Source organism: Flavobacterium lipolyticum (assembly GCF_020905335.1).
GTDB lineage: Bacteria > Bacteroidota > Bacteroidia > Flavobacteriales > Flavobacteriaceae > Flavobacterium > Flavobacterium lipolyticum.
Genome location: NZ_JAJJMN010000005.1, coordinates 1 through 17,837 on the forward strand (window position 1 = coordinate 1; position 17,837 = coordinate 17,837).

At 40.2% G+C, this 17,837-nt stretch carries 3 protein-coding genes; all 3 read right to left on the reverse strand.

Annotated elements, in window-relative coordinates:
* Positions 1-4,523, reverse strand: a 4,523-nt coding sequence (locus tag LNQ34_RS23345) for a non-ribosomal peptide synthetase (RefSeq protein ID WP_230001545.1), incomplete at its 3' end; no start/stop codon positions are given.
* Entirely contained in the window at positions 4,520-15,982 is an 11,463-nt protein-coding gene (locus LNQ34_RS23350; protein WP_230001547.1) for a non-ribosomal peptide synthetase, read from the reverse strand. The genes LNQ34_RS23345 and LNQ34_RS23350, both read right to left, overlap by 4 nt.
* Positions 15,983-17,837: non-ribosomal peptide synthetase (locus LNQ34_RS23355; RefSeq protein ID WP_230001549.1), on the reverse strand; the 1,855-nt coding region annotated here is incomplete at its 5' end.

Sequence of the window (17,837 nt, forward strand, 5' to 3'; positions counted from 1 at the left end):
TCTTCCGATACATAATCCAATGCTGTTAAAGACTGATCCCCGTTTTGTGCAAACGCCTTGATTACGGTAGCAATATCATTTACCAGCTGCTTTAATGATCTTGTATCATAACGATTGCTATTGTATCTGATATTTAGGTGTAATGAAACGGGGGAAGGGGTAACTATAATATTAAAATCATAGTTGCTTTGATCACTGACTTCCCTTGATTCTATTGAAAGCCCCTCTTCTTCCCGACTATTGAATACGCCTTCGTTTTCCAGTTCCTTTACTGCATAGTTCTCAAATATCATGACATGATCCATCAGATCCATGCCCGGTTCACTCTGAGACTGAACCTCCGACAGATTCATATAATGATGTGATGTACCTTGTATCGATTGCTCTTGCAACATTTTTAACAGGTCAGCAGCCGTAGTATCAACATCATACTTTACTCTGACCGGAATAGTATTACTAAACAGTCCGATCATATCTTCAACACCCGCTAAATCGGCTGGACGACCTGATACCACAGCCCCAAACACCACATCACTCGTGTTGTTGTAACGTGACAATAGATAGCCCCAAACGCCTTGCACAAAAGTATTGTGGGTAATGCCTAAAGTGGTGCAAAGCGTGTCTACTTGCTTAAACACAACTCCCCCTATTTCAAGGCGTTCACTGTATTCGATATAAGTAGTGTCTACAGCTCTTGTCTTGAAAGGAATCTCTGCCGGTGCTGCATAACCTTTAAGGCACTCCTTCCAGTAACCAAGTGAATGCTCTCTGTCTATGGTTTTCAACCAATTGATATAATTGGAATAAGGTATTACCGGTGGCAAATCAGCTGTACTGCCTTTTATTGCGGCACTCAACAATTCATTAAAGTCATTGATAAGCACACTTACACACCAACCGTCCATCAGGATATGATGATGGCTCCAGATAAACTCATACTCCCCTTGCGACAGATCAACAACCTGCAAACGCATCTGAGAACCACTGCCCAAATCAAAACCTCTTTCCCTGTCCTGTTGCTTGATCAGTCCAAGCTGTACCACATCATCAAGCTTCTGATAAGTAAAATTACTCGCTACTTCTTTCCTTACAATTTGCAAAGATCTCCCTGCATATTCAGTACGGAAACTACTGCGTAAAACAGCATGTCTGGCTGTTAAATCATCATAAGCTCCTTTTAATTTTTCTATATCCAATACTTTGGCTCGTACCCTGTAGGAGGTCTGCTCAAAATAAAGCGAACCGGAATCTTCTGCCAACCAGTGGTAGTAGATGCCTTCCTGAAGAGGAGATAACTCATAGACATCCTCAAGTGTATTATCTGCGTTAAGCTCTAAGAGCTCTGCCCCGCTCAATCCTTGGAAAGTTAAATCCGATGGGGTCAGATGCTGCTCTTTGCTTTTAGCCAATTCCTCTATTAAAAACTCCAGATGTTTCTTGTAAGATCCTGCCAGACTTTTTATCGTTGCCGCATCATACCTCAAACCTGAATAACGGATCGATATACCCAGTTCCCCCTTTACCAGCATCCCCGATACATCAAGGATTGTATGCATTTTATTCTCTTTAGAGCTCTCTGATCCCATATGCTCTGAGGCATATTCAAACAGGGAATCTTCCTCATTGGATACATTTACACCAAAATCACCCAAATAATTAAAGGTAATCTCCGGTACAAGTGCACTCTCAAGTCTTTCCTGACTTAAGTGGGTCAGAATACCGTAACCAATTCCTTTATTAGGCAAACGGCGTAAAGCTTCTTTTACTGCCACTAAATGTACTGCTTCATTACCAGAACCCGATACATCCAGTACAAACGGGTAAACCGTTGTAAACCAGCCAACCGTTCTGCTGATATCTACTCCATCGATGATCTCCTCTCTTCCATGACCCTCCATCTGTAAGACACTTCTAGCTGCTGACAAAACTTCTTTCAGCGCTAAACCAAGACCTGTCAGTAACACATCGTTTATCTCTGTGTTATAAACTCCGTGAACACGGGTTTGCAAAAGTCCTGTGGTATGCTGATCCAGAGCGAAAGATTCCGAAGAATCAATTACAGCTGCACGACCTTCTTCTATCGCTTTATCCTGCGCCAAGCCTGCAATCTGATGATCACAAACCTGTTGCCAGTAAACACGCTCCTTTTCAAGTTTGCTGCCTGATGCATATTCCTTTTGAAGCAAAGCCCATCGCTGGAAAGAATCGGTCTTTGCCGGTAAGGCTGTTTTTTCACCTTCCTTATAACCGGAATACAGACTCGATAAATCTTCTAAAAGTATACGCCAGGAAACGCCATCCACCACCAGGTGATGAACAATCAGACCCAAACGGTCTCCGTCTTTTAGCCTGAAATGTGCTACCCTCAACAATGGACCTTCAGACAAGTTGATACTTGATTGCAGGGCTTCGCCTAGTTGTGCCATCTCAGCCTGAGCAGCTTCTGATTCCCTTAAGTCATAGAAGTGAATCATGCAGCGATTGGAGCTTACAGCTCCATTAAACTGCTCCCATACTCCCTGATTCTGTTTATAAACCATACGAAGGGCATCGTGATGCCTCGTCAAATCTTCTATGCTCTTCTCCAGTATACTGCCATCCAGCTCCTCCTTACTATACAGTAAAACAGATTGATTGAAGTACTCATGTGCTTTTATCTCCTCTGATTTGAAAAACCATTCCTGGATTGGGGTCAGCACAACAGCACCACTCACTTCACTTTGATCGCTAACCTGGGTGGTCAGCTCCATCAACCCTGCCAGATCTTCCAATACCGGTGTGCTTAACAACTGCTCTACTTTAAGTCTGTAACCCTGTTGCTTTAATCGGGCTACCACCTGAATTGACTTGATGGAATCTCCCCCAAGATTGTAAAAACTATCCTTGATACCGATGCCTTCTTTTTTCAATACCGCTGACCATACCAAAACCAAAACCTTTTCCTGTTCTGTTCCCGGTGCTACATATTCAACACCACTCGATAATCCCGCACCCTCAGGATTCGGTAATGCTTTTCTGTCTATCTTACCATTGGCCGTTAATGGGATCGCTTCGAGTTGAACAAAGTACGCCGGAAGCATATACTCCGGCAGCGACTGTTTTAAATAAGCTCGTAAATCACTTGCGTTCTGCTCGACATTAGAAACGATATACGCTACAAGTTCTTTCTCTGCTGACTCGTTCTCTCTGGCTACAACAACTGCCTGATTTACAGCTTCATGTTTGACTAAAGCATGCTCTATCTCTCCAAGTTCTATCCTGTGTCCTCTTATTTTTACCTGATCGTCTTTTCGACCTATGAACTCAATGTTGCCATCGGGTAGCCAACGACCCAAATCGCCTGTTTTGTACAAACGCTCTCCTGCTCTAAAAGGATTTGTTATAAACTTCTCCTGACTTAGCGCTTCCTTATTTAAATAACCTCGTGCTACCTGATCTCCTCCAATCAGAATCTCGCCTAAAACCCCAACCGGCTGAAGCGAATTCTTTTCATTTACGATGTAAATCTGTGTATTCTCAACAGGCTTGCCTATCAAAACTTCATGACCCACAGTTGGGTGTTGGCTTAAGTTTATTGCGGTGACATCTATCGAAGCTTCCGTTGGTCCATAATAATTATGCAAGCTCGAAAAAGGAGCCTTTGCTTTAAAGGATGATTCGATTCTTTTTGATAAAGCTTCTCCACTGCATATTACATGCTGCAAACATTCCAGTTTATCCCACTTTATAGTGTCCAACGCTGCACTCAACATCGAAGGAACAAAGTGAATAATACTTATTTTTTGTGATTCTAATAGCTCCTCTAAGTATACCGGGTCTTTATGCCCTTCCGGTTTTGCAAAAACAAGCTTACTGCCACAAACCAATGGGAGGAATAACTCCCAAACCGAAACGTCAAACGTTACAGGTGTTTTCTGTAAGAACACATCTGCCTCTTTCACTTCTAGGTCACGTTTCATCCAAAGCATTCTGTTTACCAGACCGCTATGTTCGAGCATTACTCCTTTTGGATTCCCTGTCGAACCTGAGGTGTAAATCACATAAATCAGGTTCTCCGGTTGAGACCTGCGAGTCTCTACATCTTTAGCATAACGCTCCTGGTTTTCTTTGAACTTGCTTAACTCTTGCTCATCCAGGCAAACCTTACACTGAGTATCTTCTTTAATATAGTCTATTCTTTCCTGAGGATATTGCGGATCAATAGGAACATAAGCTCCTCCCGATTTTAACACACCCAATATCGACACAATCATCCACTCGCTTCGCTCCAATTGTATCCCTATCAGATCATCAGGCTGAATGTTGTAATTTTCTATTAGGTAATGCGCCAACTGATTGGATCGCTCATTAAGCTCCCTGTAGGTCAGTTCTGTATCCTCAAAGACTATGGCGATGTTATCCGGTGTCTTTGCCACCTGTTCTTCAATTAAATCTACAATTGTCTTGTCCTTCGGATAAGCTGCTGTTGTATTATTGAATATGAACAATAATTCGTGCTCTTCTTCTTTTGTTAAGAAATTCATATGTTTAATGCCTGAGTTGGATATTCTACAAATTTATTTACTACACCATTAAGGTGATTTATTACTCGTCCAATCAATGGCATACTATAATAATTTTGATTATACTTGATATTTATGGTGATAGAAGTTGATGTTGAATGAACTGTCAGGTTAAAATCATAATTAGTCTGTTCAAACACTTCCATTGCTTGCAGGATCAAACCTTCTTCACTTTGCGTATTTAATAAGCCTTCACTTTTGAGTTCTTTTGCAACATAGTTCTCAAATATCATAATATGATTCATCAGATCCATGCCCAATTCACTCTGTGACTGAACCTCCGACAGGTTCATATAATGATGTGATGTACCTTGTATCGATTGCTCTTGCAGCATTTTTAACAGGTCAGCAGGCGTAGTATCAACATCATACTTTACTCTGACCGGAATAGTATTACTAAACAGTCCGATCATATCTTCAACTCCCGCTAAATCGGCCGGACGACCTGATACCACAGCCCCAAACACCACATCACTCGTGTTGTTGTAACGTGACAATAGATAGCCCCAAACGCCTTGCACAAAAGTGTTGTGGGTAATGCCTAAAGTGGAACAAAGCGTGTCTACTTGCTTAAACACAGCTCCCCCTATTTCAAGGCGTTCACTACATTCGTCATAAGTAGTATCTACAGCTCTTGTCTTGAAAGGAATCTCTGCCGGTACTGCATAACCTTTAAGGTACTCCTTCCAGTAACCAAGTGAATGCTCTCTGTCTATGGCGCTCAACCAATTGATATAATTGGAATAAGGTATTACCGGTGGCAAATCAGCTGTACTGCCTTTTATTGCGGCACTCAACAGCTCATTAAAGTCATTGATAAGCACACTTACACACCAACCGTCCATCAGGATATGATGAGAACTCCAGATAAACTCATACTCCCCTTGTGACAGATCAACAACCTGCAGACGCATCTGAGAACCACTGCCTAAATCAAAACCTCTTTCCCTGTCCTGTTGTTTGATCAGCGCTACTTGCAAATCTTGGTCTGCCGAACCGTCAAGTTTCTGATAAGTAAAATTACTCGCTACTTCTTTCCTAACAATTTGCAAAGATCTCCCTGCATATTCAGTACTAAAACTAGTACGCAAAACAGCATGTCTGGCTGTTAAACCCTGGTAAGCAATAGCCAGTTTATCGATATCCAATACTTTGGCTCGTACCCTGTAGGAGGTCTGCTCAAAATAAAGCGAGCTGGAATCTTCTGCCAGCCAGTGGTAGTAGATGCCTTCCTGAAGAGGAGATAACTCATAGACATCCTCAAGGGTATTATCTGCGTTAAGCTCTAAGAGCTCTGCCCCGCTCAATCCTTGGAAAGTTAAATCCGATGGGGTCAGATGCTGCTCTTTGCTTTTAGCCAATTCCTCTATTAAAAACTCCAAATGTTTCTTGTAAGATCCCGCCAGACTTTTTATCGTTGCCGCATCATACCTCAAACCTGAATAACGGATCGATATACCCAGTTCCCCCTTTACCAGCATCCCCGATACATCCAGAATCGTATCCTTTTTATTTTCTTTAGAGGTATCTGATCCCATATGCTCTGAGGCATATTCAAACAAGGAATCTTCCTCATTGGATACATTTACACCAAAATCACCCAAATAATTAAAGGTAATCTCCGGCACAAGTGTACTCTCAAGTCTTTCCTCACTTAAGTGGGTCAGAATACCATAACCAATTCCTTTATTAGGCAAACGGCGTAAAGCTTCTTTTACTGCCACTAAATGTGCTGCTTCATTACCAGAACCCGATACATCCAGTACAAACGGGTAAACCGTTGTAAACCAGCCAACCGTTCTGCTGATATCTACTCCATCGATGATCTCCTCTCTTCCATGACCCTCCATCTGTAAGACACTTCTAGCTGCTGACAAAACTTCTTTCAGCGCTAAACCAAGACCTGTCAGTAACACATCGTTTATCTCTGTGTTATAAACTCCGTGAACACGGGTTTGCAAAAGTCCTGTGGTATGCTGATCCAGAGCGAAAGATTCCGAAGAATCAATTACAGCTGCACGACCTTCTTCTACCGCTTTATCCTGCGCCAAGCCTGCAATCTGATGATCACAAACCTGCTGCCAGTAAACACGCTCCTTTTCAAGTTTGCTGCCTGATGCATATTCCTTTTGAAGCAAAGCCCATCGCTGAAAAGAATCGGTCTTTGCCGGTAAGACTGTTTTTGCACCTTCCATATAACCGGAATACAGACTCGATAAATCTTCTAAAAGTATACGCCAGGAAACGCCATCCACCACCAGGTGATGAACAATCAGACCCAAACGGTCTCCGTCTTTTAGCCTGAAATGTGCTACCCTCAACAATGGACCTTCAGACAAGTTGATACTTGATTGCAGGGCTTCGCCTAGTTGTGCCATCTCAGCCTGAGCATTTTCTGATTCTCTTAAGTCATAGAAGTGAATCATGCAGCGATTGGAGCTTACAGCTCCATTAAACTGCTCCCATACTCCCTGATTCTGTTTATAAACCATACGAAGGGCATCGTGATGCCTCGTCAAATCTTCTATGCTCTTCTCCAGTATACTGCCATCCAGCTCTTCCTTACTATACAGTAAAACAGATTGATTGAAGTACTCATGTGCTTGTATCTCCTCTGATTTGAAAAACCATTCCTGGATTGGAGTCAGCACAACAGCACCACTCACTTCACTTTGATCGCTAACCTGGGTGGTCAACTCCATTAACCCTGTCAGCTCTCCCAATACCGGTGTGCTTAACAACTGCTCTACTTTAAGTCTGTACCCTTGTTGCTTTAATCTGGCTACCACCTGAATTGACTTGATGGAATCTCCACCAAGATTGTAAAAACTATCCTTGATACCGATGCCTTCTTTTTTCAATACCTCTGACCATACCGAAACCAAAACCTTTTCCTGTTCTGTTACCGGTGCTGCATATTCAACACCACTCGATAGTCCCATAGCTTCAGGGTTCGGTAATGCTTTTTTATCTATTTTACCATTGGCCGTTAATGGGATGGCTTCGAGTTGAACAAAGTACGCCGGAAGCATATATTCCGGCAACGACTGTTTTAAATAAGCTCTTAAATCGCTTGTGTTTTGCTCGACATTAGAAACGATATACGCCACGAGTTCTTTCTCTCCCGACTCGTTCTCTCTGGCTACAACTACTCCTTGATTTACAGCTTCATGTTTTACTAAAGCATGTTCTATCTCTCCAAGTTCTATTCGGTAACCCCTAATCTTTACCTGATCGTCTTTTCTCCCTATGAACTCAATATTGCCATCGGGTAGCCAACGACCCAAATCGCCTGTTTTGTACAAACGCTCTCCTGCTTTAAAAGGATTTGCTACAAACTTCTCCTTGGTTAACGCTTCCTGATTTAAATAACCTCGTGCTAAACTATTACCTCCTATACAAATTTCTCCTATTACACCAATTGGCAGTAAATTTTGATTTTTGTCCAGAATTAAAACCTGGCGACCAGCATACGATCTACCAATTGGAATTGTATTCTCAAATTTTGCGAGCTTGCCCTGTAACATAATTGGAAACCATGTAGCTGTAAGCGTCGTTTCCGTTGGTCCATAAACATTGTAAAACTCTTTTGTAAAATTTGAAATGTTATGCCAATGTTTTTCAAATATTCCTTTTTCAAGTTTTTCCCCACCTATTGCACAAAACTCAAGCTTATGCGAAAATGTCTCAGAATTAAAAGTTGTTATAAAAGAATTAAAGAAGGCAGTTGAAAAATCCGCATGTGTAATTTTATATTTTGAAATTAGTCCATAAATATATTCAGGATCAACGTTATGTGTTTTTATATACAAGCTGGCACCGAAGCATAAAGTTGTAAAAATTTCCTGAGCAGCTGCGTCAAAAGCAACGTTAAAAAATTGCAAAAAGCGAGATTCGGCACTTACTCCATATAAATTTTTAACATTAAAAATATGGGCAATGATGCTGCGATGTTCAATTAAAACGCCTTTTGGCAAACCTGTAGATCCAGAAGTATATATGGCATAAATTAAGTTATCAGGACTTAATTCTTTTAATAAATTTGTCTTTTGATACGATAAACTTTCGGCAATAAAAACATCCAATTTACTTTTATCAATAATTAATGAACATTTACTATCGTTTGCGATATATTTTATTTTTTCTTCCGGGAAATCTAAATCGATTGGTATATATCCTGCCCCTGCTTTTAAAATTGCAAGAATTGTAATAATCATATTTTCATTTCTCTCTAATTGAAAACCGATTAAATCATCTGGCCTGATTTTATAATTATTCTTTAAATAATGTGCGAGTTGATTCGAACGCTTATTTAACTCGTTATAGGAAATTTCTTTACCTTCGAATACAAGTGCTACTTTGTTTGGTGTCTTTTCAACCTGTTCTTCAAACAAGTCCACAATCGTCTTGTCCTTCGGATATATTGCTGTTGTATCATTAAAGGTGAACAACAGTTTGTGTTTCTCTTCTTCAGATAAATAATCTAATGCTGTTAAAGACTGATCCGCGTTTTGTGCAAACGCCTTGATTACGGTATCAATATGGTTTACCAGCTGCTTTAATGATGCTGTATCATAACGATTGCTATCGTATCTGATGTCTATCTTTAGTGAAAAAGCGGATGGGATCACTATAATATTAAAATCATAATTGGATTGCGCAATAACTTCCACTGAATCTAAGGCAAATCCTTCTTCTTCTTCCTGGCTATTGAATACACCTTCGTTTTCCAGTTCCTTTACTGCATAGTTCTCAAATATTATAATATTATTGATCAGATCCATGCCCGGTTCACTCTGAGACTGAACCTCCGACAGGTTCATATAATGATGTGATGTACCTTGTATCGATTGCTCTTGCAGCATTTTTAACAGGTCAGCAGCCGTAGTATCAACATCGTACTTTACTCTGACCGGAATAGTATTGATAAACAGTCCGATCATATCTTCAACACCTGCTAAATCGGCCGGACGACCTGATACCACAGCCCCAAACACCACATCACTCGTGTTGTTGTAACGTGACAATAAATACCCCCAAACACCTTGCATAAAAGTGTTGTGGGTAATGCCTAAAGCAGTACAAAGCGTGTCTACTTGCTTAAACACAGCTCCCCCTATTTCAAAGTGTTCACTGTATTCGACATAAGTAGTGTCTACAGCTCTTGTCTTAAAAGGAATCTCTGCCGGTACTGCATAACCTTTAAGACACTCCTTCCAGTAACCCAGTGAATGTTCTCTGTTTATGGTTTTCAACCAATTGATATAATTGGAATAAGGTATTACCGGTGACAGATCAGCTGTACTGCCTTTTATTGCGGCACTCAACAACTCATTAAAGTCATTGATAAGCACACTTACACACCAACCGTCCATCAGGATATGATGATGACTCCAAATAAACTCATACTCCCCTTGTGACAGATCAACAACCTGCAGACGCATCTGAGAACCACTGCCTAGATCAAAACCTCTTTCCCTGTCCTGTTGCTTGATCAGCGCTACTTGCAAATCTTGGTCTGCCGAACCGTCAAGTTTCTGATAAGTAAAATTATTCGCTACTTCTTTCCTTACAATTTGCAAAGATCTCCCTGCATATTCAGTACTAAAACTACTACGCAAAACAGCATGTCTGGCTGTTAAACCCTGGTAAGCAATAGCCAGTTTATCGATATCCAATACTTTGGCTCGTACCCTATAGGAGGTCTGCTCAAAATAAAGCGAGCTGGAATCTTCTGCCAGCCAGTGGTAGTAGATGCCTTCCTGAAGAGGGGATAACTCATAGACATCCTCAAGGGTATTATCTGTGTTAAGCTCTAAGAGCTCTGCCCCGCTCAATCCTTGGAAAGTTAAATCCGATGGGGTCAGATGCTGCTCTTTGCTTTTAGCCAATTCCTCTATTAAAAACTCCAAATGTTTCTTGTAAGATCCCGCCAGTTTTTTAATCGTTGCCGCATCATACCTCAAACCTGAATAACGGATCGATATACCCAGTTCCCCCTTTACTAGCATCCCCGATACATCAAGGATTGTATTCATTTTATTCTCTTTAGAGGTCTCTGATCCCATATGCTCTGAGGCATATTCAAACAAGGAATCTTCCTCATTGGATACATTTACACCAAAATCACCCAAATAATTAAAGGTAATCTCAGGTACAAGTGTACTCTCAAGTCTTTCCTGACTTAAGTGGGTCAGAATACCGTAACCAATTCCTTTATTAGGCAAACGGCGTAAAGCTTCTTTTACTGCCACTAAATGCGCTGCTTCATTACCAGTACCAGAACCCGATACATCCAGTACAAACGGGTAAACCGTTGTAAACCAGCCAACCGTTCTGCTGATATCTACTCCATCGATGATCTCCTCTCTTCCATGACCCTCCATCTGTAAGACACTTCTAGCCGCTGACAAAACTTCTTTCAGCGCTAAACCAAGACCTGTCAGTAACACATCGTTTATCTCTGTGTTATAAACTCCGTGAACACGGGTTTGCAAAAGTCCTGTGGTATGCTGATCCAGAGCGAAAGATTCCGAAGAATCAATTACAGCTGCACGACCTTCTTCTACCGCTTTATCCTGCGCCAAGCCTGCAATCTGATGATCACAAACCTGCTGCCAGTAAACACGCTCCTTTTCAAGTTTGCTGCCTGATGCATATTCCTTTTGAAGCAAAGCCCATCGCTGGAAAGAATCGGTCTTTGCCGGTAAGGCTATTTTTTCACCTTCCTTATAACCGGAATACAGACTCGATAAATCTTCTAAAAGTATACGCCAGGAAACGCCATCCACCACCAGGTGATGAACAATCAGACCCAAACGGTCTCCGTCTTTTAGCCTGAAATGTGCTACCTTCAACAATGGACCTTCAGACAAGTTGATACTTGATTGCAGGGCTTCGCCTAGTTGTGCCATCTCAGCCTGAGCATTTTCTGATTCTCTTAAGTCATAGAAGTGAATCATACAGCGATTGGGGCTTACAGCTCCATTAAACTGCTCCCATACTCCCTGATTCTGTTTATAAACCATACGAAGGGCATCATGATGCCTCGTCAGATCTTCTATGCTCTTCTCCAGTATACTGCTATCCAGCTCTTCCTTACTATACAGTAAAACAGATTGATTGAAGTACTCATGTGCTTGTATCTCCTCTGATTTGAAAAACCATTCCTGGATTGGGGTCAGCACAACAGCACCGCTCACTTCACTTTGATCGCTAACCTGGGTGGTCAGTTCCATTAACCCTGCCAGATCTTCCAGTATAGGCGTTCGAAGAAGATGCTCTACTTTAAGTCTGTAGCCCTGTTGTTTTAATCGGGCTACCACCTGAATTGACTTGATGGAATCTCCACCAAGATTGTAAAAACTATCCTTGATACCAATGCCTTCTTTTTTCAATACCGCTGACCATACCGAAACTAAAACCTTTTCCTGTTCTGTTCCCGGTGCTACATATTCAACACCGCTCGATAATCCTGCGCCTTCAGGGTCAGGTAATGCTTTTTTGTCTATTTTCCCACTAGTGTTTAATGGGATGGCTTCGAGTTGAACAAAATGCACCGGAAGCATATACTCAGGCACCAACTGTTTTAAATAAGTTCGTAAATCACTTGCATTCTGCGCGACATTAGAAACGATATACGCCACGAGTTCTTTCTCTCCCGACTCGTTCTCTCTGGCTACAACAACTGATTGACTTACAGCTTCATGTTTTACTAAAGCATGCTCTATCTCTCCAAGCTCTATCCTGTGTCCTCTTATTTTTATCTGATCGTCTTTTCTCCCTATGAACTCAATGTTTCCATCAGATAGCCAACGACCCAAATCGCCTGTTTTGTACATGCGGGTATAGTTCAGATCAACTTGCGTTTTTTCCTGCTTGTTTCCACAAAATATAAAAAGGGTATAATCCTGCATTCCATTTTTACTACTTACCTGTATTTTGGTCTGAAATAGTTCTATATCTGCAATTCCCGCTTTTAACAGCATTTCCACCAGATAGTATCGATCTTCTTTTTCACTAAGTCCGGGAGTAATTCTATTTTCTTGTTTTGTATAATCAAATGCACTTTGATTTTCACCATCTTCATGGGCAACAATCGGTAATAACGTTCCTAGTATAAACCTACCGCCTTCTCTCAAAAGCATTGACATGTTCCTTACTAAATTACTCGGGTACTGAACACGATCCAATGTTAGAGTACTTACCACAAAGTCCATAGAGTTTGCTTGTAACTTACTTTCTTTCAAAAATACATTTACAGGCATATCTATTCGACAAAGGATCCCATTAATTTTATCGTTGATCAGCTTTTTAACGAAAAAGGGATTCGCATCAATACCCGTAATATGATAAGTCCCATTTGCATTTATACTACGGACAAGTTCTCCACTTCCACATCCGAGATCTATACCTTTTGATAAGGGAGCTAAATTGTTAGTGAGCTTCAGGAAAACTTCCCAGGAGATACTTTGAGCCTTATAATTATCAAACATTCCTTCATAATAATAGCGCAAAAATGTTGATGTAAATTCTTTCTCTAAATTATTATCTTTTATTAATTGAATAGCCTCGTTTTTTAGTTTACCCTCAAAATTCTTTTCAATTTCAAAAATGATCTCTTCTGTAGATAATCCATAATCTAACCGTTCATTTATTTCTTTAACTGTTAGATATTGTGGAGCCTCAATCTTTTTAAAGGCAGTATTAGAAATCTCACCTCTGTCAACGTATATCTCATCCAAATAAAAATAATTAGGGACAAAACTTGAAAATGTTTTCCATCTATTATTTAAATACGCTCTCGCTAAACCTGGCCCGCTAAGATACATTTCGCCCGGAACCCCCAACGGTGTTAACTCTCGATCTGTATCCAGAATATAGGTTTTAAGATTTTGCCTCGATTTACCGATAGGAACGCTCAACGAATCAACTATACCATGCCACGCGTGAGAGTAAACCGTATACTCAGTAGGGCCGTAGCCATTCACAAAATGACATTTTTCTGTCCAGCGCTGATAGAGTTCCGAAGAACATTTTTCTCCTACTGACACAATGGTTGGACGTGCGATAAGCTTTTCCGGATCCAACTGTTTCAAAAGAGACGGCACTGTTACAACTACATCTATATTCTGTTCATTGATAATTTCAACCAATTGAGAAAAATTTTCTTTGCGAATCAGTGTTAATGTTCCTCCATTTGTGAGTGCCATAACACTTTCTCCCACCGAAGCGTCAAAACTAAATGAGCCCATTTGAGATATCTTCTTTGGCACATCCAGATTAAAATAACACTTCTGCCAATATGATAAATCTACCAAAGAATGATGCTCTATCATGACCCCCTTTGGATTTCCAGTGGATCCCGACGTATGGATCACATACGCCAGATTATCCGGAGCAATTTTACCCGGGCATTTTTCAACACTGTAATCTTCCGGCACAAACTCAACATCAATGGCAAACAATTCTCCTTCATAAAAATCCATATCATAAATGAAGTTTGCCTCTGTTATCAGTAATTTTAAGGAAATGTCTTTTACAATTTGTTCCTTTCTTGAAGATGGATTCTCAGGATCAATAGGAACGTAAGCCCCTCCTGCTTTTAATATTGCTAATACAGTGATAATTGCCCATTCCGTTCTGTCCAATTGTATTCCTACTAAATCCTCAGTAGTAATTCCATAATTTTCTCGCAAAAGATTTGCAAGTTGGTTGGAACGTTCATTAAGTTCCTGATACGTCAATTCGATATCCTCAAATACTATAGCTATATTGTCCGGAGCCTTTGCAACTTGTTCTTCAAACAAATCGACAATCGTCTTATCTTTTGGATAAGAAACTACTGTATCATTGAATGTAACTAGTAGTTCATTTTTTTCTTCTTCTGACAGATAATTTATTTGTGCTATTTTCTCATCAGGATAAGATAATATCGAATTTAAAAGATTTTTGAAATGTTTCATTAAACGCTCTATCATCTCGCGCTCATAGACATCCACATTAAAGATTAATTTGAAATAAATATAATCTCCAACCTCTCCAAAATGCAGCTCTATATCATTCTTAACCTTCAAAGGCCCATTATCCGACACCTGGTTTATGACCGTATCATCCGATATCTCCAAGTCTTCATTTTCCTTAATATTATGATAGGTGATCGAGATGTCAAAAATCGGACTTCTGCCTGTATCTCTCTGAAGTCCCAACTCTTCTGCCAATCGATCAAAAGGATACATTTGATGATTATAGCTTTTTAAAGTATGCTCTTTTACAGACTGGTAAAAATGGTTAAAACTTTCCTGAGGGTCAACCTCATTTCTTAAAGCCAGCGTGTTTACATAAAACCCAATCTGGTCTTCCAGATCCGCATGATCTCTACCCGCTACCGGGCTTCCTATGATGATATCTTTTTCAGATGTATAACGATACATTAACACCTTCCATGAGGCTAGTAAGCTCATGAAAAGACTGCCGCCATTCTTCTGGATATATCCTTTTAGTTTAGTTGTTGTTGCTTTGTCTAGATAAGTGGCTAAGCCATGACCGTTATAGGTCTTAACCTGAGGCCGTTGTTTGGTACTTGGCAAGTCCAGCAATGGTAATTCTCCTGAGAGCTTGTCCAGCCAATATTCTCTATGCGCCTTAAATGACTCCTGGTTCAACTGGGCCAACTGCCAGGCTGAATAATCCTTGTATTGGATTTTTAATTCCTTTAAATCAGGTTCTTTGTCTGCCTTGTAAGCTTCATAGTATTTGAATACATCCCTGGACAATACTTCATTAGACCAGCCATCGCTAATGATGTGGTGCATATTGAAGTAGAAAAGATACTCCTCTTCCTCTACATGAAGCAGCGCTGCCCTGAGTAAAGGTCCCTTCTCCAAGTCAAATGCCCGGTAAGCATCTGCGGTAATATAGTCCTCTGTCTTTCCTTTCTTGTCTTCTTCTTTTCTAAAATCCATATACTCGATTGAAAAGTTTAGGTCTTCCCTTTCCAATATCCGCTGTCCGATCTCTCCAGACTCCTCCTCCCTGAAAACCGTTCGTAAGATCTCGTGACGATCAATTGTGGAATCAATGGCTCTCTTGAAATTTTCAATTTCAATACCTTCTTTCAAGTAAGTACTTCCGGGTAAGTTATACGCTAATGAACCTCCTTCAAACTGACTCAAGATCCATAACCTTCTTTGGCCTGATGACAATTTAAATTGCTCCAGACCCTTGACTGGAGTAATGTCCTCATAATTAGATTTTATATCCTCTCTACTTAAGTGCTCTAATAATGCATTTTTGTTTTTTTTAACCTTGTATAATAAATCATCAGGTATTGAATCGCTGTTGAATTCAATATTGAGTTTATCTCCGATTTTAGAAAGATAAACACCATTTTCTAATAATTGAGCGATTAATTTATCCATTTAGATTTCAATTTTGTTTTTATAGGTTACTGTTTTACCTTCTTGCTGTAATTTTAAAATATCTTTTATCAAAATAATTTTCTTTCCTAGGTTTTGTATGTTAGTATTCTCAAGAATGTCAATAATTTTTAGGTCAATATTTAATTTTTTATGAACCAATGCGATTAATCTCATCGCCTTCAATGAGTCCAGCCCCAAATCATAAAAATCATCCAATATTCCAATCTTATCCCTTTGCAGTACTTCTTCCCAAATCTTTACCAAATCCTCTTCCAGCTCATTCCGTGGCGCTACATATTCAAAACAACCCATTAATCTCAGCCCTTTCGGATTCGGTAAGGACTTCTTGTCTATTTTGCCATTAGTGGTTAATGGAATGGCTTCGAGTTGAACAAAGTACGACGGAAGCATATACTCCGGCAACGACTGTTTTAAATAAGCTCGTAAATCACTTGCGTTCTGCTCGACATTAGAAACAATATACGCTACAAGTTCTTTCTCTGCTGACTCGTTCTCTCTGGCTAAAACTACTACCTGACTTACAGCTTCATGTTTTACTAAAGCGTGTTCTATCTCTCCAAGTTCTATCCTGTGTCCTCTTATTTTTACCTGATCGTCTTTTCGGCCTATGAACTCGATGTTGCCATCGGGTAGCCAGCGACCCAAATCGCCTGTTTTGTACAGACGCTCTCCCGCTTTAATAGGATTTGTTATGAACTTCTCTCTAGTTAACCCTTCCTGATTTAAATAACCTCGGGCTAAACCATTACCGCCTATACAAATCTCTCCAACTACTCCTATAGCTTGTAATTCTTCTTTTTCGTTTAAAATATAAATCTGCGTGTTGCCAATAGGCTTGCCAATTGGAATACTATCAGATACTATCTTTTCTCTGTAATCCAGCTTAAATATCGTTCCACAAATACTTGCTTCAGTTGGACCGTATGCATTGTAATACGTGCCATATTTAAGGTAATCAATAGCCTTTTCGTACTGAGCTGATTCTCCCGCTGTGATAAGTGTCTTTAATCCTGTCAATTCACTAATTTCTATTCTGTTCAGAATTGACGGAGAAAGTGTAGCAATATCAATTGCATTAGACCTGATAAAGGATACTAGTAAATCCGGATCCTTACGGTGTAATTCGGTAGCAATAAATAAGCGAGCACCCGAAAGTAAAATGATAAATGTTTCTGAAATAGAAGCATCAAATGAAAATGATGCAAACTGAAGTGCCCTGCTTCCACTATTCACATTAAAATCAGTTATTTGCGACAAAATAGTATTAACAATAGCCTGATGCTCTACCATCACTCCTTTGGGATTACCCGTAGAACCTGAGGTGTAGATCACATAGGCAAGATGATCCGATGCATCTCGTTTCGATACTGTTTCTGAACTATAATTCTCTGAATCAAACTCTACATCAATGGCAAAAACGTCTCCTTCATAATAATCAATATCGTAGATGAAACCTGCCTCGGTTATCAGCAATGCTATAGCACTGTCTTTTACAATATATTCCTTTCTGGAAGATGGGTACTCCGGATCGATAGGAACATAAGCTCCTCCTGATTTTAATACCCCCAGTATCGCCACAATCATCCACTCACTTCGCTCCAATTGTATCCCTATCAGATCATCCGGCTGAATGCTGTAATTATCCATTAGGTAATGCGCCAACTGATTGGATCGCTCATTAAGCTCCCTGTAGGTCAGTTCTGTATCCTCAAAGACTATGGCGATGTTATCCGGTGTCTTTGCAACCTGTTCTTCAAACAAGTCTACAATTGTCTTGTCCTTCGGATATGCTACTGTTGTATCATTGAAGGTGAACAACTGTTTGTGTTTCTCT